The 26,781-nt window shown below is 67.8% G+C and carries 26 protein-coding genes; 13 read left to right on the top strand and 13 right to left on the bottom strand.

The annotated features are described in order from the left end of the window. Positions 1-33 precede the first annotated feature (33 nt). Positions 34-441, top strand: coding sequence for a TIGR03618 family F420-dependent PPOX class oxidoreductase (locus tag BO226_RS21300; RefSeq protein WP_024102384.1), 408 nt, complete (start codon positions 34-36; stop codon positions 439-441). A gap of 25 nt (positions 442-466) precedes the next feature. Here BO226_RS21300 and BO226_RS21305 read toward each other — a convergent pair whose 3' ends face one another. Beyond that, positions 467-1,048, bottom strand: a complete 582-nt coding sequence (locus BO226_RS21305) for an HdeD family acid-resistance protein (protein ID WP_041803490.1) — start codon at positions 1,046-1,048, stop codon at positions 467-469. 98 nt (positions 1,049-1,146) lie between these two features. Here BO226_RS21305 and BO226_RS21310 point away from each other — a divergent pair, with 98 nt between their 5' ends. Together BO226_RS21310 and BO226_RS21315 are read left to right on the top strand one after the other, a co-directional pair. Continuing rightward, positions 1,147-1,959 (top strand): DUF72 domain-containing protein, encoded by an 813-nt coding sequence (locus tag BO226_RS21310; protein ID WP_071935992.1) that lies wholly within the window; start codon positions 1,147-1,149, stop codon positions 1,957-1,959. Further along, complete coding sequence (locus BO226_RS21315) at positions 1,956-2,471, top strand: hypothetical protein (RefSeq protein ID WP_006553130.1); 516 nt, start codon at positions 1,956-1,958, stop codon at positions 2,469-2,471. The genes BO226_RS21310 and BO226_RS21315 overlap by 4 nt, the downstream gene beginning before the upstream one ends. A 13-nt stretch (positions 2,472-2,484) precedes the next feature. Here the strand turns inward: BO226_RS21315 and BO226_RS21320 are convergent, their stop codons facing one another. Then, the gene (locus BO226_RS21320; RefSeq protein ID WP_006553131.1) at positions 2,485-2,997 is read right to left on the bottom strand and encodes a MarR family winged helix-turn-helix transcriptional regulator; all 513 of its coding nucleotides are present in this window, start codon (positions 2,995-2,997) and stop codon (positions 2,485-2,487) included. A 70-nt stretch (positions 2,998-3,067) separates the two neighbouring features. Here BO226_RS21320 and BO226_RS21325 point away from each other — a divergent pair, with 70 nt between their 5' ends. Next, positions 3,068-4,480 (top strand): FUSC family protein, encoded by a 1,413-nt coding sequence (locus tag BO226_RS21325; protein ID WP_071935993.1) that lies wholly within the window; start codon positions 3,068-3,070, stop codon positions 4,478-4,480. A gap of 62 nt (positions 4,481-4,542) precedes the next feature. Here the strand turns inward: BO226_RS21325 and BO226_RS21330 are convergent, their stop codons facing one another. Together BO226_RS21330 and BO226_RS21335 are read right to left on the bottom strand one after the other, a co-directional pair. Further along, positions 4,543-4,941 carry a histone-like nucleoid-structuring protein Lsr2 gene (locus BO226_RS21330; protein WP_006553133.1) on the bottom strand — a complete coding sequence of 133 codons (399 nt, stop codon included), beginning with the start codon at positions 4,939-4,941 and terminating at the stop codon, positions 4,543-4,545. A 37-nt stretch (positions 4,942-4,978) separates the two neighbouring features. Next, entirely contained in the window at positions 4,979-6,055 is a 1,077-nt protein-coding gene (locus BO226_RS21335) for a nucleoside hydrolase (protein ID WP_071935994.1), read from the bottom strand. Between the two features lie 59 nt (positions 6,056-6,114). Here BO226_RS21335 and BO226_RS21340 point away from each other — a divergent pair, with 59 nt between their 5' ends. Together BO226_RS21340 and BO226_RS21345 are read left to right on the top strand one after the other, a co-directional pair. Then, complete coding sequence (locus BO226_RS21340; protein WP_071935995.1) at positions 6,115-6,921, top strand: acyl-CoA thioesterase domain-containing protein; 807 nt, start codon at positions 6,115-6,117, stop codon at positions 6,919-6,921. A 19-nt stretch (positions 6,922-6,940) separates the two neighbouring features. After that, positions 6,941-7,591: a cyclase family protein gene (locus BO226_RS21345; RefSeq protein ID WP_071935996.1), complete on the top strand. Its 651-nt coding sequence runs from the start codon at positions 6,941-6,943 to the stop codon at positions 7,589-7,591. 49 nt (positions 7,592-7,640) lie between these two features. Here BO226_RS21345 and BO226_RS21350 read toward each other — a convergent pair whose 3' ends face one another. Then, the gene (locus BO226_RS21350; RefSeq protein WP_006553137.1) at positions 7,641-8,312 is read right to left on the bottom strand and encodes a FadR/GntR family transcriptional regulator; all 672 of its coding nucleotides are present in this window, start codon (positions 8,310-8,312) and stop codon (positions 7,641-7,643) included. A 187-nt stretch (positions 8,313-8,499) separates the two neighbouring features. On the opposite strand from BO226_RS21350, the gene BO226_RS21355 reads away from it, so the two are divergent. Continuing rightward, positions 8,500-10,284, top strand: a complete 1,785-nt coding sequence (locus BO226_RS21355) for a 2-isopropylmalate synthase (RefSeq protein WP_071935997.1) — start codon at positions 8,500-8,502, stop codon at positions 10,282-10,284. On the opposite strand, the gene BO226_RS21360 is transcribed toward BO226_RS21355, so the two are convergent. Next, on the bottom strand, positions 10,253-10,984 hold the full coding sequence (locus tag BO226_RS21360; RefSeq protein ID WP_006553139.1) for a M50 family metallopeptidase: 732 nt from the start codon (positions 10,982-10,984) through the stop codon (positions 10,253-10,255). The genes BO226_RS21355 and BO226_RS21360 overlap by 32 nt on opposite strands. Before the next feature lie 53 nt (positions 10,985-11,037). On the opposite strand from BO226_RS21360, the gene BO226_RS21365 reads away from it, so the two are divergent. Both BO226_RS21365 and BO226_RS21370 read left to right on the top strand, forming a co-directional pair. Further along, positions 11,038-11,736 carry an AzlC family ABC transporter permease gene (locus BO226_RS21365; protein ID WP_071935998.1) on the top strand — a complete coding sequence of 233 codons (699 nt, stop codon included), beginning with the start codon at positions 11,038-11,040 and terminating at the stop codon, positions 11,734-11,736. Next, positions 11,729-12,058 carry a branched-chain amino acid transporter permease gene (locus BO226_RS21370; RefSeq protein WP_059382666.1) on the top strand — a complete coding sequence of 110 codons (330 nt, stop codon included), beginning with the start codon at positions 11,729-11,731 and terminating at the stop codon, positions 12,056-12,058. Before BO226_RS21365 ends, BO226_RS21370 begins: the two co-directional genes overlap by 8 nt. Here the strand turns inward: BO226_RS21370 and BO226_RS21375 are convergent. Both BO226_RS21375 and aztD read right to left on the bottom strand, forming a co-directional pair. Further along, positions 12,028-13,266, bottom strand: a complete 1,239-nt coding sequence (locus BO226_RS21375) for a glycosyltransferase 87 family protein (RefSeq protein WP_024102374.1) — start codon at positions 13,264-13,266, stop codon at positions 12,028-12,030. The two genes, BO226_RS21370 and BO226_RS21375, sit on opposite strands and share 31 nt — an antisense overlap. A 232-nt stretch (positions 13,267-13,498) precedes the next feature. Continuing rightward, positions 13,499-14,740, bottom strand: coding sequence for a zinc metallochaperone AztD (gene aztD / locus BO226_RS21380; RefSeq protein WP_071935999.1), 1,242 nt, complete (start codon positions 14,738-14,740; stop codon positions 13,499-13,501). Between the two features lie 217 nt (positions 14,741-14,957). Between aztD and BO226_RS21385 the strand changes: the two genes are divergently transcribed. Beyond that, positions 14,958-16,145, top strand: coding sequence for an ATP-binding protein (locus tag BO226_RS21385; RefSeq protein ID WP_071936000.1), 1,188 nt, complete (start codon positions 14,958-14,960; stop codon positions 16,143-16,145). Positions 16,146-16,167: 22 nt separating this feature from the next. Here BO226_RS21385 and BO226_RS21390 read toward each other — a convergent pair whose 3' ends face one another. Beyond that, positions 16,168-16,842 (bottom strand): nitroreductase, encoded by a 675-nt coding sequence (locus BO226_RS21390; RefSeq protein ID WP_041803487.1) that lies wholly within the window; start codon positions 16,840-16,842, stop codon positions 16,168-16,170. A gap of 110 nt (positions 16,843-16,952) precedes the next feature. Beyond that, a complete protein-coding gene (locus BO226_RS21395; protein ID WP_006553146.1) occupies positions 16,953-17,960 on the bottom strand; it encodes an NAD(P)H-dependent glycerol-3-phosphate dehydrogenase in 1,008 nt (335 codons plus the stop codon). A gap of 157 nt (positions 17,961-18,117) precedes the next feature. Between BO226_RS21395 and BO226_RS21400 the strand changes: the two genes are divergently transcribed. From BO226_RS21400 to BO226_RS21410, 3 genes are all read left to right on the top strand, one after another. Next, positions 18,118-18,567, top strand: coding sequence for a helix-turn-helix transcriptional regulator (locus tag BO226_RS21400; RefSeq protein ID WP_071936525.1), 450 nt, complete (start codon positions 18,118-18,120; stop codon positions 18,565-18,567). A gap of 5 nt (positions 18,568-18,572) precedes the next feature. Then, on the top strand, positions 18,573-18,983 hold the full coding sequence (locus BO226_RS21405) for a VOC family protein (RefSeq protein WP_198040581.1): 411 nt from the start codon (positions 18,573-18,575) through the stop codon (positions 18,981-18,983). Positions 18,984-19,063: 80 nt separating this feature from the next. Continuing rightward, the gene (locus BO226_RS21410) at positions 19,064-21,463 is read left to right on the top strand and encodes an ATP-binding cassette domain-containing protein (RefSeq protein WP_071936002.1); all 2,400 of its coding nucleotides are present in this window, start codon (positions 19,064-19,066) and stop codon (positions 21,461-21,463) included. Here BO226_RS21410 and BO226_RS21415 read toward each other — a convergent pair. Genes BO226_RS21415 through BO226_RS21425 form a run of 3 tightly spaced genes read right to left on the bottom strand, consistent with a single transcriptional unit; the run spans position 21,453 to position 26,776 of the window. Continuing rightward, positions 21,453-22,694: a benzoate/H(+) symporter BenE family transporter gene (locus tag BO226_RS21415; protein WP_006553150.1), complete on the bottom strand. Its 1,242-nt coding sequence runs from the start codon at positions 22,692-22,694 to the stop codon at positions 21,453-21,455. The two genes, BO226_RS21410 and BO226_RS21415, sit on opposite strands and share 11 nt — an antisense overlap. A 12-nt stretch (positions 22,695-22,706) precedes the next feature. Continuing rightward, positions 22,707-25,436 carry a LuxR family transcriptional regulator gene (locus BO226_RS21420; protein ID WP_071936003.1) on the bottom strand — a complete coding sequence of 910 codons (2,730 nt, stop codon included), beginning with the start codon at positions 25,434-25,436 and terminating at the stop codon, positions 22,707-22,709. Then, positions 25,433-26,776, bottom strand: a complete 1,344-nt coding sequence (locus tag BO226_RS21425) for an MFS transporter (protein ID WP_071936004.1) — start codon at positions 26,774-26,776, stop codon at positions 25,433-25,435. Before BO226_RS21425 ends, BO226_RS21420 begins: the two co-directional genes overlap by 4 nt. Between the last annotated feature and the right edge of the window lie 5 nt (positions 26,777-26,781).

Consider the following 26,781-nt stretch of genomic DNA (forward strand, 5'->3'; position numbering starts at 1 on the left):
CGAGATCCATCCACCGCATCGAAAGGGAGTGCCGTGCCGAAACGACCCGTGCCCGGGGCCGTCGCAGAATTCCTCACCCAGCCCAACTACGCCACGATCAGCTCTCTGCGCCCGGACGGTCATCCGGTGTCCGTTCCGACCTGGTACGTCTACGAGGACGGCCGCATCCTCGTCAACATGGACTCCACCCGTAAGCGCCTCGACTACCTGCGGAACGATCCGCGGGTGAGCCTGTCGGCGATGGATCCGCAGGACTGGATCACGCACGTGAGCCTCCAAGGGCGGGTCGTCGAATTCACCGACGATCCGTCCCTGGAGGACATCGACCGGATCGCTCGCCACTACACGGGCGAGCCGTACCACGCGCGCGACGGCAAGCGCGTCAACGCGTGGATCGAGATCGACCGCTGGCACGCGTGGGGTCGCCTGCGCAACGCCTGAGATCGATCGGGGAAAAGGCCGGTGGTCAGATGACGCCGGCCTTCTTCGCCGCACTGCGTGCCTGGAACGCCAGGATGATGAGCAGCACGCCGAACAGGATCGCGTAGATGCCGAGCAGGACGATCAGGCTCAGGATGCCCTCGCCGGGGAAGATCAGCAGCACGATGCCGAACAGGACGGCGACGACGCCGGCGAGCACCGACCACACCCATCCGGACTCGGGGACCTTCCGGAACCGGATGCCGCCGACGATGCCGGTGATGCCGAACAGGATGGCGTAGAACGCGATCACGTACAGCAGTGCGAGTGCGGTGATGCCGGGCCAGAACAGTGCGACGAGGCCGGCGAGGACGGAGACGACGCCCATGGCGAGCCACCAGCCCCAGCCCTCGGGCTTGTCACGGACCGACTGGACGACCAGTACGATGCCGTCGATGATCGCGTAGGCCGCGAAGACGACCACCAGCGCCCACACGGTGATGCCGGGCCAGACGAGTGCGACGACACCGAAGAGGACCGCGAGGATGCCGCGCAGCAGCACCACCCACCAGATCTGCTTCAGTAATGATCGGAACGGATCGTTGGAAGAAACCGAGCTCGTGGACATGACGGCTCCTGGCGTGTGATGTGATCTTGTAGCCCAGAGGATAAGCGCGGTCGTGCTGCTTCGCGTGCCGAATCGAAGCCGAGGTTACGCTCGGAAACGTGGCCGGGGCGAGGATCGGGATATCGGGATGGCGCTATCCGGGCTGGCGCGGAGACTTCTATCCGGAAGGACTCGTCCAACGCCGGGAACTCGAATACGCCGCCCAGCGGTTCGGATCGATCGAGATCAACGGCTCGTTCTATTCGCTGCAGCGCCCGAGCAGCTATCTCGCGTGGCGGGACGCCGCACCCGACGACTTCGTCTACGCCGTCAAGGGCGGGCGGTTCGTCACCCACATGAAACGGCTCGCGGGTGTCGACGACGCCCTCGCCAATTTCTTCGCCTCCGGTGTGCTCGCGCTCGGCCCGACACTCGGTCCGGTGCTGTGGCAGCTCCCGCCGACGCTCGGTTTCGAGGAGGACAGGTTCGCGGACTTCTTCACCCGGTTGCCCCGCACGACGATGGCCGCCGGCGAACTCGCCCGCCGGCACACCGACAAACTCGCCGACGATCGGGTGTGGGTGGAGGTGGACGCCGAGCGTCCGCTGCGGCACGCCGTCGAGGTGCGGCATCCCGACCTCGCGAGCCCGCAGGCCGTGGAGTTGCTGCGCGCGCACGACATCGGGCTCGTCGTCGCCGACACGGCCGGAAAGTTCCCGTTCCTCACCGACGTCACGAGCGATTTCGTCTACGTGCGGATGCACGGCGACAAGGAGCTGTATGCGAGCGGGTACACCCCCGACGTTCTCGACGTGTGGGCCGAGCGGATCCGCGGATGGCTGGGCGACGGCAGGGACGTCTACGTGTACTTCGACAACGACATGAAAGGCTGTGCACCGCACGACGCGCTCGCGTTGCAGGAACGCCTGTGACCGGGCGTCCGGAGGAAGGACAGGAGATCGCTGTGTGGCCCGACCACTGGCCGAGAACGCCGCGGGAGATCGCGACGGCCACCGCCGATGCGCTCGCCGCTGCCCGCAGCGAGTCGGCCGAGCCCTTCGACGAGGCGGTCGCGGTACTGGTCGACCTGCCCTACGAGCAGGTCACGGCCGTGCACGCGGGCATGGTCCGGGAGTTGCTCGAGGAACTGCATCCCGACGGTCTCGCCGGTGAGGACGTGCAGGCCGTGCTCGAACGCTCCGTCCGTTCCGGACTGCGATGGCTGCCATCGCTCGAACCCGAAGCCGTTGTTGCCGTGCTCACGGGTGCGCTCGGAGTGTCCGATTCCGACGCCGAACGCCCGAAGATCCGTCCCGAGCAGTATCTGGCCGCGGGCCTGCTCGTCGTCGCCGATCTCGTCGCTGCACGCCGCGTGGCTCCCGAGGCGTATCTGCGCCGCGCCGTGAGCGAGATCGAACGGGCCGAGACGCAGGAGATGCCCTGACCTGTTCGGGGGATCAGGCCGGATAGTGGTTCTCGACGTTGCGGACGACCTTGCGCAACAGGTCGGACAGGACCTGAACCTCGTCGTCGTCGAGTCCGTCGAGCATCTGCCGCTCGCGTGCCAGGCGTCGCGGGAACTCCTTCTCGACGAGTGCGCGCCCGTCGTCGGTGAGGGTGAGGAGGACGACGCGGCCGTCGCGTTCGAGTCGTGTGCGTTCGACGAGACCGAGTTTGGCGAGTCGCTCGGTGTGCTTCGTCGTCGACGCACCGGAGATCCCCGTGATCGAGGTGACTTCGCTGGCGCGTAACGGGTGGTCGCTGCGGGCGAGCGCGCTGAGTACCTCGAACTCGCTGCGGCTGATGCCGCTCGGTTCGAGTTCCCGATCGAAGTAGGTGAGCGCGAGCGACCCGATGCGGGTGATGCGACCGATCACGTCGATGGGGCGCAGGTCGAGGCCGGGGTAGTGGGCGGTCCATCCGAGACGTACGCGATCGACGTAATCGGGCTGGGGCGTCTCGGAGGGCATGTGGCAAGTCTAACGGCAGCGGACGAACAATTTCATAGATATTTTACCAGTGAAACAATAGGGTGGACGGATGCTGGACCGCCCACTCGACGACCGCCCTCAGCTCCGTCACACCCGGAGAGCGCTCGCGCATCCGCTGTCGGCGAGCGCGTGGAAGGACGCCCTCGAAGTGCGGCGCGGCGATCCGACCGTGGCCGTGGCGCTGCGCGTGGGGTTCGCGACGATGCTCGCCCTCGTCGGCGGCGGTCTGCTCGGTTACGGACAAGTCGCCGGCTTCGCCGCCCTCGGCGCACTCACCAGTGCCTTCCTGCGATACGAACCGTATCCGCTTCTCGCCGTGCGCCTTCCGTGGGTCGGCCTCGGCATCGTCGGTTACACCGCCTTCGGGGCTGCGCTCGGCGCGATGGGCGCCCCGCTGTGGGTGCAGATCGTTGCGCTCTCGCTGGGCTCGGCCGTCGCGTACTGGGTGTTCACGGCCTTCTCGCTCATGGGCCCCGGCCCGGTGATCCTCATCTTCGCGGCCGCCGGCGCCGCCGGTTTCTCCGACGGATGGGGCGATGCGGGCCTGGTCACCGCCGCGGCGACCATCGGTGCGCTGCTCGGATATGTCATCGCGATGCTCCCCGCGCTCTCCCATCCCCACACGCCTGCTCGTCTGGCGGTCGCACGCGCCCTCGCGGCGGTCTCCGCCGTCGAGATCCGCGGTGCGGACGCCGTTCCCGCTGCGCGACAGAGCATCCGGAAGGCGCGCGAGACCGTCGCACTGAACGCCCCGCGACGTCCGGACGCCCATGTCCACGAACTGGCCGCACTGCTCGACGCGGCCGAGACGGTTCTCGACAGCGGGTCGCACGACACCTCCCGCGCACGTCGCGACGATTTCTCCCGATTCGAGAAGGAACTTCGGAAAGCGCGGCGCGACATCGAGATTCCGCGTGTCGATGCCGAGGGGCGGCCGGTGCTGCCCACGCCGCCCGGCTTCGTCCGCGAAGGATGCGGTCGTCTGCTCGACCGTCTCGTGCTGATCGGAGCGGCCCGGATCTTCGTGGCGTCGTTGCTCGCCGCGTCGTTCGCCGCACCGATCGGGCTCGACCATCCGTTGTGGGCTGCGATGGGTGCCATGGCGGCGCTGCAAGGATTGAACTACCGCAACACTGTTCAGCGCGGTATCCAGCGTCTGATCGGAAATGTCGGCGGCGCCATGATCGCTGCCGTGCTGCTCGCGCTCGACCTGGGCTACTGGCCGGTGGTCGCGGCCGCCGTGCTGTTCCAGACGCTCACCGAACTCACGGTGACCCGGAACTACGGGCTCGCCTCGGTCGGGGTGACGACGATGGCGTTGCTGCTCACCGGTCTCGGGCAGCACGCGGGTCCGGGCCTCGCCGTCAACCGGGTCGCCGACACCGTCATCGGCGTGGTCGTGGGCGTGATCGTCGCTGCGGTGACCATCCGACGCGACGACCGGCACCATCTCGTCGCGTGACGAGGCGGCACCGGTCGTCGGTGGCGTTCATGGCCTGCCGCGGGGAGGCAGCCGGGTGATGCTCAGGAGTGTGCGGCTTCGAACCGCTCGAGGATGTGACGCGGGATCCGGCCGCGCGAGCTGACGTCGTAACCCTTGTTACGGGCCCAGTGCCGGATCGCGGCCAGTTGCTCCGGCGACCGGGTGGGCGGAATCGCCTTGTGAGTCCCCGCCGTCCGTGTGCGGGCCTTCGTTGCCGTCTGCTTCGGCGTGATGGTGCGGGTGCTCGAAGCGGGCTTCTCAGGTGCCTTCTCGTGCAGCCACGGGCGGAGTACCGCCAGGAACTTGTCTGCGTTCGCCGGCCGCAGGTCGATTTCGTACTCGTCGTCGTCGACCGTGATGCGGAACGACTGCGCCAGGCCGTCCATGATCGGTTGGCCGTCGATATCGTCGAAATATTGGACGCGCACTTTCTGTGCCACGTTTATCTCCTTGTCCCCGAACTGTGCGCTGTCGACGCTAGTTCTTACTCGGGGGTAGGTTCAAGTCGCGAATGTACGATCCCACCCGCTCGACGAAATGATCGAAGAACTCTGCCGGACGGGTGCCCGCCACGATATCCGCGTTCGGCGTCCTCTGCCACATACCGGACAGATCGGCGACCGTCGTGCCCCGGGTGAGCCGTCCGTCGAGCTCGACGTCGACCGTCGCGGGCCGGGAGGTGTAGGGAACCGTGCCCAGCGCGACCGCCACGGCGAACGGGTCGTGCACGTGCGCGAGGAAGCCCAGGCCCTGGTCACGGTGGAATTCCATGTAGAACCGCAGTGCATCGGAGATGTGGCGGACGAGAGGGACATCGGCCGTCGACCGCGTACCGCGCGGAGCGTCCGGGGACAGCTCCCCGGATCGGGGCACACCGACGACGTCCCCGATCCGCGCGACATGCTCGGGATGCATCTCGATCGACTCCGTGACATCGAGCGGGCACACGATCGGTCGCCGGTCCGGAGGGACGATCGAGAACGCGTCGAACACGACCTTGGCGGCCTCCGGATCCACCGCGACGTTCCATTCCGAGGTCGGCGTCGTATTACCGGGATGGTGGAAACACCCACCCATGATCACGAGGCGACGCAACCGCGACGGCAATTCCGGGTCGATGCGCAGGGCGAGGGCGAGGTTGGTGAGGGGGCCGGTGACGAGCCCGGTGAGCTCTCCCGGATGCTCGCGGGTGAGATCGACCCACGCCTGCGCGGCCGATCGCGGCGACCGCGACTGCGACGCAGCGGGGAGTTCCGCATACCCGATCCCCTGTGGACCGTGCGTGTCCTCGGTGGTCATCAGTGGCGTGACCAGCGGAACCTGCGATCCGGCAGCCACTTCGATATCGGACCGACCGCACACCTCGAGCCACGACAGCGTGTTGGCGGTGACCTGGTCCACCGGCACGTTCCCCGCCGTGCACAGGGCGGCGACGATCTCGGCTTCCGGGCTCGCGACGAGATAGAGCAGGGCGAGAGCGTCGTCGATGCCGGTGTCGACGTCGACGATCAGGCGGGTACGGGCAGCCGGAACATCGGGTTCGTGTACATGCACGATCCCATCTTCGGGTATCCCGATGAACGCACCGCGGCCGGTGCTGGGAGAATTCCCGAATGCACGAGCGCAAGAACCGCGGTTTTTTCACCGAGGACGACGGTGTCTACCTGCCCACGAAGTATGCGACCAGCCCGTGGTCGGACACGATGCTCAACGGGCCGTGTGTGAGCGGTCTGGTGGCGCGTGAGCTCGAGATCCACCATGCCGTCGAGGGTTTCGTCCCGTCCCGGTTCACGCTCGATCTCTTCAGGCCGGTCCGCAACGAGCCGATCACCTTCACCACCACCCGGGTGCGCGACGGCAACCGCATCCGCGTCGCCGACGCGAACCTGATGCAGGGTGGAGAGGTGTCGGCGCGCGCGACGCTCACCTTCCTCCGCAAGTCGGCGCCGCCGCCCGGGTCGGTGTGGTTGCGCGGCGAGTCCCCGACGCCTCCTCCCGGTTCCCCGGAGACGCAGCCCGGGCCGCTCGAGTACTCGTCGTGGTACGGCAGCGACGGCCCGGGATGGACGCGGGTGCGGTCGGAACACCAGAACTCCGATCGCAAGCGCCTGTGGTCGCGGCAGCTGCCGGTCATCGTCGGCGAGGAGCTGTCGCCGTTCGTCAACACCGCGACCGTCGGTGAGGGCACGTCGTTCGTGACCAACTGGTCGGACAAAGGTGTCGGCTACATCAATTCCGATGTCACCCTGGCACTGTCCCGTCTGCCGGAAGGACCGGAGGTCGGTATCGAGGCCGACAACCACATCAGCAGCGAGGGCATCGCGGTCGGCACGGCGGTGCTGTTCGACCGTCTCGGCGCGTTCGGCACCGGTGTGGTCACGGCGCTCGCGAATGCGCAGCGGCAGGTCGATTTCGGCTGACCCGAACAGGAGTGATGTCATGCGTGTTCGGCGGATCGTCGACCTGACCCACGTGATCTCCCCGGCCATCCAGGTCTATCCCGGGGATCCGGCACCGACGTTCACACCGCACGCCACCGTCGAGACCGACGGATTCGACCTGATGCGCATCGACATGGGATCGCAGACCGGCACCCACGTCGACGCGCCGCGACACGTGCGCAGCGGCGGCGCCGCGATCGACGCGGTACCGCCGGAGAACTTCGTGGGACGCGGAGTGGTGCTCGACGTGCGCGCCCGCGTCGGCGCCGGTGCGCTCATCACCGCCGACATGTGGGGTGGGCCTGCGATCGGCTCCGGCGACATCGCGCTGGTCCTCACCGGCTGGTCGCGGTACTTCGGCACCGACCGCTATTTCGAGCATCCGGCCCTGAGCGTCGACGCGTGCCGGTGGTTGCTCGACCGCGGCGTCCGCACGGTCGGAATCGACGCGCCGAGCGTGGATCCCACGGGCGACGAGACGCTCGCAGCGCACCACGTGCTCGCCGACGCGGGCGCGATCATCTGCGAGAACCTGCGCAATCTCGACGCGATCGACTTCGCGGATCCGCTCGTGTCCTTGCTGCCGATCCCGTTCGCGGGCGTCGACGGGGCCCCGGTGAGGGCAGTCGCGATGCAGATCGAGAAGTGACCGTCCCGCACCCGGGAGGTCGAGAACCGTCCGCAGAGAACCGGCCCGGCTATCGGCCGAGTGCCGTCGTGAGCGAGGACAAGTGGTCGCGGGTGACGGCGGCGGCGGTCACCCCGTCACGGTCCGCGATGGCGTCGTAGATGCGTCGGTGGGTATCGTGGTCGGCGTCGTCCCCGTGGGTGCCGCGCGTGCGGAGCATTTCGATCATGGCGTGACGGTTACGGGGTGTGAAGCCGTCGAACAGGTCGAGAAGGATCGGGTTGTGTGCGGCGACCACGATGGTGCGGTGGAAGACGATGTCGGTGTCGACGTGTTCCTCGATGGCCGTGCGATGGGTTTCGCGTTCCCGCAGTGACTTCTTCAATGCCCGCAGTTCGGCGGGGGTGCGGCGCGCGGCGGCAAGGGCCGAGGCCTCGACCTCGACGGCGATGCGGGCCTCGATCACGGCGAGGATGTCGGCGCGCGCGACCGTGCGCGTCCAGTCCTCGGGTGCGTCGAGAGCGGTGACGAACACGCCGGCGCCCTGCCGGGTGGTCAGGATGCCGCGTCCGGCGAGCTGACGGATCGCTTCGCGGACGGTGGAGCGGCCGACGCCGAGCTGCGGAGCCAGCGTCGTCTCGCCGGGCAGCTTGGCGCCGAGCGGCCATTCTCCGGATCGGATGCGCTCGAGGAGCAGTTCGGCGGCCTGGTCGGCGAGAGGCTCGCGGCGGACGACGGTCATGGTTCCATCATCGCAGAGTCGCCTACTCCTCTACTTGTCCGAGGAGTTATGTTAGCCTTCGGGACATGCGCTCCTTCGCGTTCCTTCTCCTTCGCCGCCACGGCGGGGCCTAGCCGGACCGGCTCCCCGTCGTGGAGTCGAACACGCGTCGGTCCCTCGTAACGACGATCGACGAAGGACTTCCCCGATGAGCACCAGCACGTTCCCGCGAATCTTCACTCCTGCCGGTCCGGTTCCTGCCGACGCCCCCGTCTGGAACAGGCAGCGGCACTCCGCCATGCCCTCACATCGCTACCGCGATGTGTACTCTCGCGTGGAGGTTCCACTGGCGCAACGGAACTGGCCCACGCAACGTCTGACCGCGGCCCCGCTGTGGGTGCCGGTGGACCTGCGCGACGGTAACCAGGCACTGGCCGAACCGATGGATCCCGGCCGCAAACGCCGCTTCTTCGAGCTGATGGTCGCGATGGGATACAAGGAGATCGAGGTCGGTTATCCGTCCGCCTCGCAGACCGACTTCGACTTCGTGCGCCTGATCGTCGAGACCGACATCGCGCCGCCGGACGTCACCATCGTGGTCTTCACCCCGGCACGCCGCGACCTCATCGAGCGGACGGTGGAATCCGTCCGGGGTGTCCGCAACGAGGTCGTCGTCCACATGTACACCGCGACCGCTCCCACCTGGCGCGAGGTCGTCCTCGACCGCGACCGTACCGCGCTGACGGAACTGATCGTCGCCGGTGGCCGCGACGTCATGGAACTGGCCGGCGACCTGCCGAACGTGCGGTTCGAGTTCTCACCCGAGGTCTTCAACCTCACCGAACCCGACTACGCGCTCGAGGTGTGCGACGCGATCACCGAATTGTGGGACGCGACCCCCGAACGGCCGGTGATCGTGAATCTTCCGGCCACCGTCGAGATCGCGACCCCGAACGTCTATGCCGACCAGATCGAGTACATGCACACCAACCTCGCGCGACGCGACGCGGTGATCCTGTCCGTGCACCCGCACAACGATCGCGGCACAGGTATCGCGTGCGCCGAACTCGCCGTCCTCGCCGGGGCGCAGCGGGTCGAAGGGTGCGTGTTCGGCAACGGGGAACGCACCGGCAACGTCGACATTGCGACACTCGCACTGAACCTCCACGCACAGGGCATCGATCCGATGATCGATTTCTCCGACATCGACGAGATCCGCCGCACCGTCGAATACTGCAATCGCATCGAGATCCACCCGAGGCACCCGTATGTCGGCGACCTGGTGCACACCGCCTTCAGCGGCACTCATCAGGACGCGATCAGGAAAGGGTTCGCCGAGCACCGGGCACGCGCCGTCGCCGAGGGCCGTCCCGAGTCCGAGATCGATTGGCGAGTACCGTATCTGCCGATCGATCCCGCCGACATAGGACGTACCTACGACGCGGTGATCCGTGTCAATTCGCAATCCGGTAAGGGCGGGGTCGCCTACCTGCTCGAGAGCGAATACGGCATCGAAATTCCGCGTCGGCTCCAGATCGACTTCACTCGCCACGTGCAAGACCACACCGACACCAGCGGCGGGGAGGTCACTGCGACCGAACTGTGGGAGATCTTCGACACCGCATATCTCGCACGGCCGGACGTCCCGGGTGCACCGGTGCTGCGCGCCTTCGACGTGACCGACGCGGGCACCACGATCACGCTGGGTGTCGGCGGCACCGAACACCGCAGTGTCCACGAGGGCATGGGTCCCGTCGAAGCATCGACCGACGCTCTCGCCCGTCTCGGCATCGATATCGAGGTGCTCGGCCTCCATCAGAGCAGCGTCGGCACCGACGCACTCACCCTGATCGAATTCCGCAGCGGCGACGACACACGGTGGGCAGCGGGGCGTCACCGCTCCGTGCTCACCGCGAGCCTGCACGCGGTCGTCCGTGCTGCCGCCTGCATCCCGAGGCCACTCAGGACAGCTGGGTCACCACGATCCGTGTGACGCCGTAGAAGGCGGTACCCGCCGTGACGATCGCGAACAGCGCGATCCATACGGCCGCCGGAACGCGGGTCAGTCCGCGCAACTGGTCGGCGTCCGAACCCCGGCCACGACCGCGCGAATGGGTGCGGGCGAGTTCGAGGACCGGGCGGGTCGCGCCGAGGAGCAAGACCCATGTGATCAGGTACGCCGCGGTGTACCGGACGATCGGGTCCCCGAGATAGGCGGCCGCACCGACGAGCGCACCCGCGATCACCACCGAGACGAATCCGTACAGATTGCGGATCAGCAGCAACAGGACGGCGAGCGCGGCGAGGATCGACCACAGCACCGCGGCGGGCCGATCCAGGGTCAGCAGCGTCGCCGCCGCGAATCCCAGCACGGCCGGACCGGTGTACCCGGCGAAGGTGGTCGCGACCATGCCGGGGCCTCGCGGGTTGCCGGACGACACCATCACCCCCGAGGTGTCGCTGTGCAGACGGATGCCCGACAGCTTTCGGCCCACGAGCGCCGCGACCAGCGCGTGCGACCCCTCGTGCGCCTGCGTGACGACATGGCGGGTCTTCAGCCACAGCGGCCGAACGGTGACGAGCACGAGTGCGACGATCGCCGTTCCGACGACGACCACCGTCGGAGCGGGCTGGTCGACGGTCGACACGGCCTGCCAGGCGGAGGACACGACCTCCGTGAACGAGGTGGACACAGATCACCTTCCTCCGGGCCGGGCGCCGAGACTTCCGGCCCGGCGATAGCCTGATGAGCATGCCCGACCGTCGTACCCTCGAGATCCGCGCGGGTATCGAGGACTCTTGGGCCGTCGGGCTGGGACTGATCCCGCTGGGGCTCGCGTTCGGTGTGGTTCTCACCCAGGGCGGGTTCGAATGGTGGTGGGCGCCGATCTTCTCCACCGTCATCTACGCGGGGTCGATGGAGTTCCTCGCGATCGGTCTGATCGCGGCGGTCACGCCGCTCGCCTCGGTCGCCGCGGCGACGCTGCTGGTGAACTTCCGGCACGTCTTCTACGGCCTGTCGTTCCCGCTGCACCGCATCCGCAGCCGGCTCGGGCGTCTCTACGGCGTCTATGCGCTCACCGACGAGTCGTACGCGATCGTCGCCCCCAAGGCACGTGAGCCGCTCTCGGGTACCCGCATCCTCACGGTCCAGGTGCTCTGCCAGCTGATGTGGGTCGTGTCGGGCACGATCGGCGCGTTGATCGGGGCAGTGCTCCCCGACGGGCTCGCCGGACTCGAGTTTGCCCTCACGGCACTGTTCGCGGTGCTTGCGATCGATGCCTTCCGCGCCAACCGCGACGTGCCGGCGCCGGTGCTCGCGCTGGTCTGCGGTCTCGTCGCATTGCTGGTCGCGAAAAGCCAGATGCTCGTCGTCGGGCTCGGGTTGTTCGTGGTGTGCCTGTTCGTGCGGTTCGTCTACCGGAACAAGGTGGCCCGTGCCTGAGTCGGTGCCCGGCGCCGGATATGTCCTCGGCGCTCTGGCGGTGATGTTCGTCGTGACGGTCGCGTTGCGCGCGGCGCCGTTCCTCGCGTTGTCGGCGCTGAAGAACTCCGCCTTCGTCGATTTCCTGGGCCGTACGATGCCCGCGGGCGTCATGGTGATCCTGGTGATGTACACACTGCGTGACGTGGGGGAGTCGACCTGGCTACCCGCGACCGTCGGTCTCGCGGGCACGATCGCGGTGCATCTGTGGCGACGCAACGCCGCGCTGAGCACCGTTGTCGGGACGGGTCTCTATCTCGTCGCGTCGGCGTTCTGGACCTGAGCCGGCGCGGCGACGGTCTCCTCGCGCTCGACGGCGTTCTCGGCACCGGGGCGACGATGGCGCGCGGCGACCATCGCGGCGACGAAGACTGCGATCGCGGCCAGGCACTGCGAGGTCCCGAGGACTTCGAGGAGCAACTGCTCGACCCAGCCGCCGGAGGACGCCTCACGCAGCAGGTGGTTGGGTCCGATGAGGAAGACCACGGTGGCGGGCCCCAGCACGGGCCACCAGCGGCGGTAGGCCGGCGCGACGAGCAGCGGCACGAGGAACAGCGCGTACACCCAGTGGTGGGTGACGGCGATCGGAGCGGCGAGCAGCGACGCCAGGCCCACCAGGGCCACCGCGACCACGGGCTCGTCGGCACGCAGGAAGCGGTAGGCGGCCCACGCGGTACCGGCCACGACGACCAGGGCACCGGCCAGCCACAGCGCCTTGGCGGTGCCGTCGGAGAAGTCGAAACGGGCGATGAGACCGGTGAGCGCCTGGTTGCGGAAGAACGACGGGTCGCCGGCGCGGTCGGTCGCGAAGAACTCCGTGGTCCAGAAGTAGACGGTCGAATCGGGGCGCAGCCAGTAGCCGAACGCGACGGTCGCGGCAAAGGCGCTCAGCGCGCGGAATGCCGACGGCCAGTCGCGGCGCAGCAGGAAGATCAGGCCGAAGGCGGCCGGGGTCACCTTGATGGCGGCGGCCAGCGCGATGCCGACACCGCGGAAGCGCTTCGGGATCACACCGAGCAGGTCGGCGACCACCAGTGCCATGAGCACGATGTTGATCTGGCCGAACGTGAAGTTGGAGCGGAACGGCTCGAGCCACAGCACCGGTCCGAGCGACGCGGCTGCGATCAGGCTCGGCTGCGACATGTCGAGTCGCTGGTAGACGACCTTGAGCACCCACCACACGAGAGCGATGAGTCCGATCGTCCACAACACCTGCAGGGCGGTGCTGCCCACCAACGCCATCGGGGCGAAGAGGAACGCCGCGAAGGGTGGGTAGATGAACCGGAAACCGGAATGGCTGAAGAACCCCTCGGTGTACAGCGGGGTGTGGTGCAGGAAGGCCCAGCCGGCATCGCGGAAGACGTCGAGATCCATGAGGTACTCGTTCAGCGCGTCGCGCAGGTATCCCGCGACTGCCAGCGCCGAGACCGTCAGACCGATAGCGATCAACAAGGATCGAACAGGTCGGGTACGGACTTCGGTCAACAGCACGGGCGGTACCTCCCGGTAGGAAACAGGTGCGTCGCCACGTTACACAATCGTTGTCTTCGGGATCAGGCGACGAGAGTATCGCCTCCCCAACCGTTTTGGTCGGGATATCCGTTTCGCGAACTTGAAGAGTGAGGCGGATCACGTTGCGGAAGGATTTCGACCGGCCGGATGCGAGGGGACTATTCGGCTTTCTAGCTCCATAACTAGAAAGCCGAATACTCCGGTAGCGGGGTCAGGCGACGCCGCTGATCTCGTTCGGGGTGTGCGGCAGTTCGGCAGAGCGGATCTCACCCGAGGTCACGTCCACCGCGTACAGGGAATCGGTGGCGGGATCGGTGACGAACGCCGTATCGCCCCGCACCTCGAGTGCGGGCCGAGGTGCCTGCCACTCGTCGGGCTCGGTCCACGGCTCGAGCACCTCGATCCGCCGGACGATCTCGCCGGAGTCGGGATCGATCACGTGGAGGTTGCCGTCGGTGCCGAGAACGAGTGCTTCCCCTGCCGGTCCGCGACCGAGGGAGCGGAAGGTGTAACTCGTACCGAGGTCGACGAGACGCACCGACGCCGTGCGGGTGTCCACGAGCGCGACGCGCTCGGGCCGCTCGAGCTCGGCGTCGGGATCGGTCTTGTAGTCGCCGAGGACGACGGGCGAGTCCTCGCTGCCGGCCTGGTTCCCGATCCGGCCGTAGGGGTCGGGCACCGGCGCCTTTGTGAACGTTCCGTCGCGGAAGATCACCATGCCGTCCTCGCATCCGAAGGCGACGACCCCGTCGGCCGCGACCGTCTCACCGTGCACACCCGGGCATTGTTCGGTGCGCGTGATCTCGGTGCCGTTCTCGTCGAGCAGCGCTACACCGGTCCGATCCTCGGAATCGCCGAGGGTGACGAGCATGCCGCCGTCGGGCATCGGGACGGCCACGCCGTGGTGGGCCTCGGGGAGCGCGCGACTGTCGAGATCCGGCAGGTCGGTCGCCGAGGCGAGATCGGCGGGGTCGAACACGTCGATGCGTCCGGTGCCGTCGTCGAACAGGGCGGTGACCCCGGCGTGCGGCACGACGTGTCCGGGCTTCTCGGCGGCGAACGTCAGGTCGGTGAGCGTGGGTGCGTCGGCGTAATGGTGACCGTGGTCGCCGTGGGCTTCCGTCCAGCTGCCGGTGTCGAGCACGCGGAATCCGCCTTCGGTGGAGATCAGCACGTGGCGTCCGTCGCCGGCAGGGGAGAGGCGGTTGAAACCGTCGAGTGCGAAGTCGTCGACGACGGTGAGTTCTTCTTCCTCGACGACGAGGACGCCGCCGTCGTAGGTCAGGGCGAGGCGCGGCTGCGCCGTCGCCACTTCGGAAGCGGCGGCGGAGGTCGTCATCTCGGGGGTGTCGGCCGCAGTGGTGTCGGCCTCGGTCGTACCGCCGCAGGCGGCGGCGAAGGTCGCAGCGACGACGGTGAGGGCGGCGCCGCCGTAGCGGGAGAGCGTTGTCATGGGGAAAGAAATAGCCACTATCGAAAATGAATGTCAAAGTCTGAAATGCGCATGCGTGCATGTCGCTCCGGGCGGCCGAGGTTGCAGTTGTTGTCGAGAAATCGCCGAAATGTCGACAACAACTGCGGTTTCGAGCTCGGACATACGCGAATACGGCCGTCTACGACACGCACTAGATGAGCTCAGAATCCGATGAGTTCGCCGTTAGCATCGACGGATGGATCCTGTCCGCAACCCGTACGCCCCGGGCGCGGGACAGCGCCCGCCCGAGCTCGCCGGCCGCGAGAAGCAACTCACCGCGTTCGAGGTGGTCCTCGAACGGATCGCCCGGGAACGACCCGAACGCAGCGTCGTCCTCACCGGCCTCCGCGGTGTCGGCAAGACCGTCCTTCTCAACCATCTGCGCTCCGCCGCCATCGCGAAGAGCTGGGGCACCGGCAAGATCGAGGCCCGTCCCGATCAAGGACTGCGACGCCCCCTGTCGTCGGCGCTGCACATGGCGGTCCGCGAGATCGCCGCCGCGCATCCGGATCCGGAATCGGTGGAGTACTTCCTCGGGGTGCTCAAGTCGTTCGCGCTGCGGGCTACCGCCGACAAGGGCATGCGCGAACGCTGGCAACCCGGCATCGATGCTCCGGCAGTGAAAGGGCGGGCCGACTCGGGCGACATCGAGATCGACCTCGTCGAACTGCTTGTCGACGCAGCAGGACTCGCACGCGACGTGGGCGTGGGCATCGCATTGTTCATCGACGAGATGCAGGACCTCGGCTCCGACGACGTCTCAGCGATCTGCGGGGCCTGCCACGAGCTGAGCCAGGACGCCGCGCCGCTCATCGTCGTCGGGGCCGGTCTGCCGCACCTGCCCGCGGTGCTGTCGGCGTCGAAGTCCTACTCCGAGCGGCTGTTCACCTACCACCGCATCGACCGGCTCGACCGTGCGGCAGCGGATCTCGCGCTCATCGCGCCTGCGGCACGAGAGGACGTCGAGTTCACGCAGGACGCCCTCGACCTGCTGTACGAAACCGCCGACGGCTACCCGTATTTCGTGCAGGCCTATGGTAAGGCGACCTGGGACGTCGCAGCGGATTCGCCGATCACCGCCGACGACGTGCGGGTCGCGGCACCGTCTGCGGAAGAGGAACTCGCCGTCGGCTTCTTCGGCTCCCGCTACGAACGGGCGACCCCCGCCGAACGCGAATACATGCGGGCCATGGCGGATCTGGCGGGCGACGACGGGCCTGTCGCGACCTCGAAGATCGCCGTCGAACTCGGACGGAAGCCTGCCTCCCTGTCACCTGCGCGCGACGGATTGATCAAGAAGGGCCTGATCTATTCCGCCGAGCGCGGGTTCATCGGGTTCACCGTTCCGCACTTCGGGCGGTACCTGCGCGCCCAGAACGACTGACCCGGCCGGGGCGATCGAAAGTTCAGTCGACCCACTCGACGGTCTCGTCGAGCGACGCGCGATTCGTGCGACACGCATTGGCCGGGTGCGCCTCGTCGGTGTAACCGAACGAGATGGCGCAGACGATGTCGCGGTCGTCGCCGATGTTCAGTTCGCGTCGCAGCGCGGTGGCCGTCATCGCGACGGCGGCCTGCGGGACGGCGGCGATGCCGAGCGACTCGGCGGCGAGCAGCAGGGTCGAGACGTAGCCACCGCAGTCGACGGCGCCGTACACGCCGAGGGCCTTGTCGGAGGTGATGATCGCGACGTGCGGTGCGCCGAAGAAGCGGTAGTTCTCGAGCATCTGCTCGGTGCGGCGCTGGTAGTCGTCGCGGGCGATGCCCAGCGCGTTGTACAGGGCGTAGCCGGCGCCGCGGCGACGCTCGGCATAGGCGCCGCGGTATTCGGCGGGTCCCGGGATGTCGGGATCCATGTTCCCCGAGGTGGCCTGCGCGTAGACGGCGTCGCGCAGGCGGTTGGTGGCGTCGCCGCTGACGATGTGCACCTGCCAGGGTTGGGAGTTGCACCAGGACGCGGTGCGCTGACCCATCTGCAGCATGCGTTCGATGTCCTCGCGCGGGACCTGTTTCGTCAGGAAGGCGCGGCAGCTGAAACGGGTGTCGAGCAGGGACGACAGCGTGTCGGCGGCAGAAGTCATGTCACCACGATGGCACATCACTTCACCGAGCGTTCGTTCAGCCGGTCGGGAGCACACGACAGGCGACTATTCGGCTTTCTACGATCCGTCCGAGAAAGCGGTAGAGAAGGTCAGACGATGTCCCTCTCGTCGCCGGGTGTGACCCGGCGCAGCCCCCGATAGGCATCGGTGGGGGTGCTCTTCCCGGTCACCACGGCCGCGACCTCGGCGGCGATCGGCATCTCCACCCCGTACTCGCGGGCGAGTTCCATGACCGTCGGCGCGGTCTTCACCCCTTCGGCGACCTGCCCCAGCGCCTCGACGGCCTCGTCGATGCTGAGCCCGCGCGCCAGCGCCTCACCGACCCGGCGGTTCCGCGACGACGGACTCGTGCACGTCGCGATGAGATCACCCATCCCCGTGAGGCCCGCGAACGTGCGCGGATCCGCACCCATGGCCTCACCGAGACGCGTCATCTCCGCCAGCCCGCGGGCGAGGACCATCGCGCGGGTGTTGTCGCCGACGCTGAGCCCTTCGGCCATGCCGGCCGCGATCGCCACGATGTTCTTGAGGATCCCGCCCAGTTCGCAGCCGAGCACGTCGGTGTTGCGATAGACGCGGAACAACGACGTGGCGAACAGCGGTTGCAGCGCCGCACTCACCGCTTCGTCCTGCATCGCGACCACCGACGCGGCGGCCATGCCGTCGGCGATCTCCCCGGCGATGTTCGGACCCGCGAGCAGCCCGACGGGGTGCCCCGGAAGGCATTCGGCGATCACCTCGGTGGGCCGCAGGCGGGTGCCCGGCTCGAGGCCCTTCACGAGCGAGACGACCGGAACCCACGCGCGGATCTCGTCGACGACCTGCTCGAGTGTCTTGCGCACTGCATGCGACGGCACACCGATTACCAGGACGTCGGCTTCGCGGGCGGCCTCTTCGAGATCGGAGGTCGCGCGCAGGCCCTGCGGCAGTGGCCGTTCGCCGAGATATCGACGGTTGCGGTGCTCGGTGTCGATCTCACGCGCGATGTCGTCGTTGCGGGCCCACAACGTCGTCGGGGTGTTGCGTGCGGCCAACGACGCGATCGTGGTTCCCCACGATCCCGATCCGAGAACGACGACGCGAACCGCACGAGCCATCGGTGACCTTTCGTCCGTACGAGCAGGTATCGACAGAGTGTCAGTTTTCCGGGCCCGGCGGGTCCGGTTTGTGGTTCCGGGATCCTCGCGGGGCGGATGTGCTGTGGAGGCGCACGACGACAGGATCGAGGCGGCGCATCGTGGCACGATCGGACCCGTGCCCGGTAAACCCGTCACCGATCAGCGTCTGCGCGACCTCGCGTTGCTGCGCCGCGTCCGCGACCGCATCGACCGCGAGTACGCCCAGCCCCTCGACGTCGAGGCCCTCGCCCGCGGCGTGAACATGTCGGCCGGCCATCTCAGCCGCCAGTTCAGGCTCGCGTACGGCGAGTCGCCCTATTCGTATCTCATGACCCGGCGCATCGAGCGGGCCATGACGTTGCTGCGACGCGGCGACCTCACCGTCACCGAGGTGTGCTTCGAGGCGGGCTGTTCGTCGCTCGGCACCTTCAGTACCCGGTTCACGGAACTCGTCGGCGTGCCCCCGAGCGTGTACCGCAAGCAGGCGGCCGAGGAGACGAACGGCATCCCGTCGTGCGTGGCGAAGAATGTCACCAGACCGATCAGGAATCGAGAAGCGCGGACGGGTCCGCCGGTCATACCGTGATCGGCATGGACATCACCATTCACCAGACATTCCTTCCGCACACCGATCCCGAGGCGTCCCTCGCGTTCTACCGCGACACCCTCGGCTTCGAGGTCCTCAACGATGTCGGCTACGCCGGGAAGCGATGGATCACCCTCGGCCGCAGCGGCACTCCCGGCACGTCCCTGGTGCTGTACCCGCCGGACGCCGACCCCGGCATCACGGAGGAGGAGAACGCCACCATCGCCGAGATGATGGCCAAGGGCACCTTCGCGTCGATCATCCTCGCGACGAAGGATCTCGACGGGGCGTTCGAGCAACTGCAGGCCGGCGACACCGAGATTGTTCAGGAACCCACCGACCAGCCGTACGGCGTCCGCGACTGCGCTCTCCGCGACCCCGCGGGAAACATGGTCCGCATCCAGCAATTGCGCTGACCGATCCCACGATCGGCCTTACTCTCCGATCGTCGCACCCGTTCCGCCCCGCATCCGTACGACCACTGGAGTCTTCGAACATGACCTCGACGAAGGACACACCGGCACATGCAGCGCACGTCGCCGACACCCACGATGCGATCCGGGTTCACGGAGCGCGCGTGAACAATCTCCGCGACATCAGCGTGGAGATCCCCAAGCGGCGATTGACGGTGTTCACCGGTGTCTCCGGCTCGGGCAAGAGTTCGCTGGTGTTCAGCACGATCGCCGCCGAGTCGCAGCGCCTGATCAACGAGACGTACAGCGCGTTCGTGCAGGGATTCATGCCGACCCTGGCCCGCCCGGACGTCGACGTGCTCGACGGCATCACCGCGGCGATCATCGTCGGCCAGGAACGGATGGGATCGAATCCGCGCTCGACGGTGGGCACCGCCACCGATGCCAACGCGATGCTTCGCATCCTGTTCAGCCGGGTTGCGGAGCCGCACATCGGTCCGCCCAACGCCTACTCGTTCAACGTGCCGTCGGTGCGGGCCAGTGGTGCGGTGACGGTGGAGAGGGGCGCGGGGAAGACCCAGGCCGAGAAGGTGACCTTCAACCGGCTCGGCGGCATGTGCCCGCGATGCGAGGGCAAGGGCAACATCTCCGATTTCGACCTGACCGTGCTCTACGACGACGGTCTCTCCCTCAACGAGGGCGCCCTGAAGATCCCCGGCTACAGCATGGACGGCTGGTACGGCCGGATCTACCGCGGCTGCGGCTTCTTCGATCCCGACAAGCCGATCGCGAAGTTCACCAAGCGGCAACTCCACGACCTGCTCTACAAGGAAGCCACCAAGATCAAGGTGGAGGGCGTCAACGTCACCTTCGAGGGCCTGATCCCGAAGATCCAGAAGTCGTTCCTGTCCAAGGATCTCGACGCGATGCAACCGCACATCCGTGCGTTCGTCGAGAAGGCCGTCGTCTTCTCCACATGCCCGGACTGTGAAGGGACGCGTCTCGCCCCCGAGGCGCGGTCGTCGAAGATCGACGGCAGGAGCATCGCGGACGTGTGCGCGATGCAGATCAGCGATCTCGCCGAATGGGTGCGCGGACTGGATCTTCCGCAAGTTGCCCCGCTGCTGAAAAACCTTTGTCATCTGCTCGACTCCTTCGCGGACATCGGGCTGGGATATCTGTCGCTGGATCGTCCCACCGGCACCCTGTCCGGCGGAGAATCGCAGCGCATCAAGATGATCCGCCATCTCGGATCGTCGCTGACCGATATCACCTACGTCTTCGACGAACCGACGATCGGCATGCACCCGCACGACATCGCGCGGATGAACAACCTGCTGCTGCAACTGCGCGACAAGGGCAACACCGTGCTCGTCGTCGAACACAAACCCGAGGCCATCGCGATCGCCGACCACATCGTCGATCTCGGCCCGCGCGCCGGCACCGAGGGCGGACAGGTGGTCTTCGAGGGCACCGTCGACGAACTGCGGCGTGCCGACACCCTCACCGGTCGTCACCTCGACGACCGGGCGTCGCTGAAACCGACGGTGCGCACCCCGAGCGGAGCCCTGAAGGTCCGCGGCGCAGACACGCACAACCTGCAGAACGTCGACGTCGATATCCCGCTCGGCGTGCTCGTCGTGGTGACCGGCGTGGCCGGATCGGGCAAGAGTTCGCTGATCCACGGTTCGGTGGCCGACGGCGATGGCGTGGTCACGATCGACCAGAGCCCCATCAAGGGCTCGCGTCGCAGCAACCCCGCGACCTACACGGGTCTTCTCGAACCGATCCGCAAGGCGTTCGCGAAGGCCAACGGTGTCAAGCCGGCCCTGTTCAGTTCCAACTCCGAGGGCGCCTGCCCGACCTGCAACGGCGCCGGTGTCGTCTACACCGACCTCGGGGTGATGGCCACCGTCGAATCGGTTTGCGAGGACTGCGAGGGCAAGCGCTTCCAGACCGCCGTGCTCGACTACACCCTGGCGGGGAAGAACATCGCCGAGGTGCTCGCCATGTCCGTCGCGCAGGCCCAGGAGTACTTCGCCGACGGCGAGGCACGCACCCCGGCGGCGTCGAAGATCCTGCAGCGACTGTCCGACGTCGGCCTCGGCTATCTGCGGCTCGGCCAGCCCCTGACCACCCTGTCGGGCGGTGAGCGGCAGCGGCTCAAGCTCGCCACCGCGATGGCAGAGAAGGGGGAGACCTACATCCTCGACGAACCCACCACGGGCCTGCACCTCGCCGACGTCGAACAGCTGCTCGGTCTGCTCGACCGGCTCGTCGAGTCCGGCAAGTCGGTGATCGTCATCGAACACCACCAGGCCGTGATGGCCCACGGCGACTGGATCATCGACCTCGGTCCCGGCGCCGGCCACGACGGTGGACGCATCGTCTTCGAGGGCACCCCCAGCGAACTCGTGAAGGAGCGGTCGACGCTCACCGGCGAGCATCTCTCCGAGTACGTCGGGGTCGGGGTCAGCGGCTGAAGTCCGGACGCTCCATCAGCCACGACACGGCCACACCCGCGACGAGCCCCCAGAACGCCGCGCCGATGTTCCAGACGGTGATGTTCGAGGCGGTGACCACGAACGCGACGAGCGCACCCATGGTGTGCTTGCTCGCGAACCCGGCCACGAAGGCGCCCTGCAACGCTTTGAGCATCGCCAGGCCGCCGAGAGTCGCGACGAACGAGGCGGGCGCGGCGATCATCCACCGGACGAACAGCGGCGCGAACAGTCCGAAGACGATCGCCAGCGTCCCGCATGTGATCGCCGCGGTGTACTGACGGGACCGTTCGCCCGACGACACGAGCAGCGCGTTGGTCGGTCCGGTCAGACAGGTCGACACGGCGCCGACGCACGCGGCAAGGAAGGACCACAGTCCGCACGCGATCGCCGAGACGTTGACGGGCGGATTGTGCCCGGCCGAGCGCAGCACCGCGATGCCTTGCCCGTTCTGCACGACCAGCACGGTGATCGCGAGCGGCACGACGAGTTCGAGGATCGCCGACCACGTGAACTGCGGGGCGGTGAACACCGGTGCGGCGAAGACCGCGCTGTCGGTCCCGGACGGTGAGAACCGGCCCGACAGCGCGACCGCGCCCACCCCGGCGAGCAGGGCGCCGAGGATGGGAGGCATCCACTTACCGAGGACCGCAACGGAACTGAGCAGGAGGAAGACGATCACCATCGGTGCGGCGATGGCGACGTCGGCACCGAGCGCCGAAACCAGATCGATGCCGAACTTCAGGAACACCCCCGCGACCATCGCCATGACGATGGGCATCGGCAACGCTTCCATCACTCGGCGCACCAGTCCCGAGGCCCCCAGCACCGTCACGAGGGCCGCTGTCACGAAGAATGCGCCGACCACCTCCGCCCAGCTCAGGTGGGTGAGCGATCCGCCGACCAGCACGGTGCCGGGGATGGTCCAGAAGAACCCGAGCGGTTGCCGGTAGGCGACGCTCATTACGATGGTGAGCAGCCCGTTGAGGGCGAACACCCCGAAGATCCACGACGCCAACTGCGGTGCGCTCAGCCCGCCCGCGGCGCCGGCGGCGAGGATCACGGCGACCGGTCCGGTGCACGAGAAGACGAGTCCGATCAAGCCGTTCGCGGCGTATCGTGGGCCGAGATCCCGGAGTATCCCGCGCGGTCCGACGACGGGACGCACGGGGCGTTCGAACAGATCGGTCTCGGCGGTGGGGCGATCGTCCACGGCGGTCAATGGTCAACCTCGATCCTGTTGTCGGAACTTCGCGGCGAGCTCGCTGCGCGAGCGGATGCCGAACTTCGAGTACACGCGGGTCAGGTGGTACTGCACGGTCTTGACGGACAGGAACAGCTCACCGGCGACTTCCTTGTTGGTGCGGCCCGACGCGACGAGTGTGGCCACGGCGCGTTCCTGCGGAGTGAGGGTTGTGAAATCCGAACGCGGGGTCTCGGTCTCGCCGTCGCCGATACGAAGACCACCGGCCTTGAGTTCCCGGTCGCAACGTTCCACGTACGAGACGGCGCCGAGCGACGCGTACAGCTCACGGGCGGTGCGGATCACCGCGTCGGCGTCGCGGCGACGCCCCGCGCGGCGCATCGTCTGGCCGTACGCGAAGTTGATGCGTGCACGGTCGTAGGGCAGTGGCAGCGTGTCGATCTCGTCGAGTGCGTGTTCGAAAGCGTCGCGGGCGGCGTCGACGTCGCCGCGGGCTCCGAGGATGCGACCGCGCACGTAACCGAGGCGGGCCTTGGCGGAGCGGTGACCGCGTTCGGCGGCGAGTTCCTCGTGCGGCCGCAGGAATTCGTCCGCTTCGTCGACGCGTCCGGTGATCACGAGGGCGTTGCCGTAGAGATCCGGCCACGGCCAGTGGCCGGGTTCGTCGACCGCGCCCCGCTCGCGCATGGTGACGATCGGTTCCAGATAGCGCAACACGCTCGTGTAGTCGGAGACCACCTCGGCGCACTGCGCCAGGCACAGGCAGGCCGGTACGAGCATGAGCGGGTAGTCGTTGTTCCCGGCGCGGGCACGGTGGGCGTGTTCCCGTGCCGCGGTCCAGTTCCCGCGCAGCGCCTGGACCTGGGCGCCGGTCCAGTGGACGAGCGGTCGGAGCAGATCGAGTTGTGTCGCGTCGAGCTGCGCCGCCGCGCGATCGACGGTGCGCAGCGCGTCGGACCACGCACCGAGCGCGAATTGTGTTCGCGCGAGCCAGGCCTGCGCCCACAGCGAGATGCGCAGCGACCCGCCGCGGAAGATGGTCGGTTCGGCCGCCTCGAGTTCGGTCCGGGCGAGATCGGGCCGGTCGAGCACCAATGCGAGCCACCCCTCGGCCATGCGGATGCGCTGGCTCTGCGCTCCGAGCCGGATGACATCGGACAGAGCCGAATACGACTCGACGGCCTCATCGACGCGACCGGTCATCGCCAGCCCGAGTCCGCGGATGGCCCGGGACTCGACGACGGGTGGAGCCGTCTCGGGGAGGGTGTCCGCGGCACGATCGGCCCACAGGACAAGATCGTCGCCGCGCAGCCGTGCCAACGAATGCAACACCATGCGTTGCGAGATCGTCGCGGCGAGTTCGGGTTCGGATTCCGGATCGTCGAGCATCGACCACGCCTCGGTGAGAAGGTGGTGCGCTTCCGCGGCCCGCCCCCGCTGGATCGCGAGATAGCCGAGCACGGCGTTGCGCATCGGTCCGCTCGGCACGCTCTCGATCTCGGGGACGAACGTCTGGGCCTGGGGCAGGTCGGCCGCACCGGTCAGTGCGTCGACACCGCGGATCATCCTGCGGGTCCGTAGTTCTCGGTCGAGAGTGATACGGCTCGCGGTGATGAGCGCTTCGGCCGCTTGGGACCAGGCGCCGTCGGCGGCGCATCTCCGGGCGTAAGCGTCGAGGTCGGCGGCGAGTGCCTCGTTTCCGGTCGGTGTCGCGGACACCAGGTGGAACAACCGGGCGCCCTCGTCGTCGACGAGCGAAGCGGCCCGCGCGTGCAGGCTGTGCCAGCGGGCCGGGCCGATCTCGTCGGCCACGGCGGCGCGGGTCATGGGATCGGGGAACGACAACGACACCACGCCCCGCTGTTCACGCATCGTGAGCAGACCGAGCCGGTGGGCCTCGTCGAGCGGCCCGGTCGTGTCGCCGACCTCGGCGAGTTCGGCGACGAGCGCGAGGGATTCGGTGGCTCCCCGTGTCGCGGAGGTGTCCAGGACGGCGACCGATTCGACGAGCGCGCGCGTGTCCGGTGAACACCGGGCAAGGATGCGACCCACTTTCCCCGCGTGTTGTCTCGGTGCTGGGAAACGCGCCTGCCAGCGGTGCCATTCGTCGCGAGGGATCTCGTCGAGAAGCTGCAGGATCGAGCGGGTGTTCCCGAGCGTGTGTTCCTGCAGGCGACGCGCCGTCCACGCGGACAGGTCGACGCCGATGCGATGCAGTGCGAGTTGCGCGACATCCGGGGGCGCCAGCGCGCCGACGTGGAGGGTGTCCACGCGGTGGCTGTTCGAGAGGAGGTCGGCGGTCGCCGGGGCGACATCGTCGGGAAGCACGTCGGGCACGATCCAGATCATGAGCAGGGGACGTCCGTGCGCTCGCTTCAGCGACGACGACAGCGACTGCAACGACTCGGCATCCGCGTAGTGCGCGTCGTCGACGACGATCACCGTCGCGTCGTCGATCCGGTCGAGGAGCGTGCGTGCCGCCTCCACCGGGTCGCCCGCCGTGACGGTGTCACCGAGCAGCTGTTCGAGCACGGACCACGGATGGCCGGCTTCCCAGCGGGCCCCGGTCGCGTCGTGTACGGCGAGGTCGTCGTGGCGAGCGACGAAATGCGAAACGAGGGAGGATTTTCCGACGCCGGACGCCCCCTCGACGAGGACCAGCGAGGGGACACCCGCGCGGGCTTCGTCGAGGAGGCGTTCGAGTTGCAACAACTCGGAGTTCCGGCCGATCAGCACAACGTTGTCCGTCACACATCCACGGTAGTCGGCACGGGGCGATCGGAACTGCGGACCGGCAAGACGGACTGGACCGGGCGGGGCACGAACCACGTGACCAGACCACCGGCGAGCGCGATACCCGCGAAGATGTAGAAGTTCACGTTGTTCGCGAAGCCCGCGCCGATGAGCAGACCTCCGATGACCGGGCCGACGATGCCGCCCAGGCGGCCGAAGCCGGCGCACCACGCCACGCCCGCGGCGCGGGCGGGGGTGTCGTAGTAGTTGGACACGAATCCGTAGATGAGCACCTGGGTGCCGATCGTGCCCGTACCGGCGATCGCGACGGCGGTGAGCAGCACCGGCAGCGGGAAACCGAGCGTGAGCAGCACGAGGGCCACGGCCGCGAGGAAGAAGGTGGTGACGATGACGGACTGCGGTCCGCGGCCGTCGGCGACCTTCGAGGCGAGCAGGCCGCCGAGGATGGCGCCGCCGTTGAGGACGAGGAGGAAGGCGAGCGAGCCGTTGGCGTTGTAACCGGCGTCGGCCATGATCTTCGGCAGCCAGGTGTTGAGGCCGTAGGTGAGCAGCAGACCGGCGAAGCTCATCATGCCGAGCAGTCCCGTACCGAGGGCGTACTTGCGGGTCGCGAGTGCCGCGAAACCGATCTTCTCGGTGGAAGCGACAGGTGCTGCGGACGGCAGCGGGAAACCGAACTTCTCGCACACACGCTGCGCCTCGTCGGAGCGTCCCCGCGACTGCAGCCAGGCGGGCGACTCGGGAAGCTTCATCAGTGCCAGCGGGAGCAGGATGAGCAGCGGCAACGCGCCGATGAGGAACAGTCCGCGCCAGCCGATCGCGTCGCGCAGCAGGATCGCGAGCAGCGAGGCCATCACACCGCCGGCGGGGACACCGCTGTAGACGATGGCGTTGAACAGGTTGCGCTTGCCGGGCGGAGCGAACTCGGCGACCACGGCTCCGGCGGTGGCGACGAGACCGCCGACGCCGATGCCGGTGAAGAAGCGGAGCGCGCCGAACATCGTGATGCTCGTGGAGAAGGCCGCCGCACCCATGCCGACGGAGAACCAGACGATGTTGATCAACATCATCTTCCGGCGGCCGACGCGGTCACCGAACGCACCGGTCAGCAGCGCGCCGACCATGACGCCGATGAGCGCGTAGGAGCCGAGGGCACCACCCTGCTGGGCAGAGATCTCCCCGAGCTGGGTCGGATCGGCCATCAGGGTCGGAAGGACGGTGCCGTACACGACGAGGTCGTAGCCGTCGAAGATGATCGCGAGGGTGGCGAGCGCGACGATCCAGATGACGCTGCGCCGATGTTGTGGACTGGCCCAGGTCTGCGTGGCGTGGGGCATGCGTT

The organism is Rhodococcus sp. 2G (assembly GCF_001886355.1).
In the GTDB taxonomy this organism is placed as follows: Bacteria; Actinomycetota; Actinomycetes; order Mycobacteriales; family Mycobacteriaceae; genus Rhodococcus; species Rhodococcus pyridinivorans.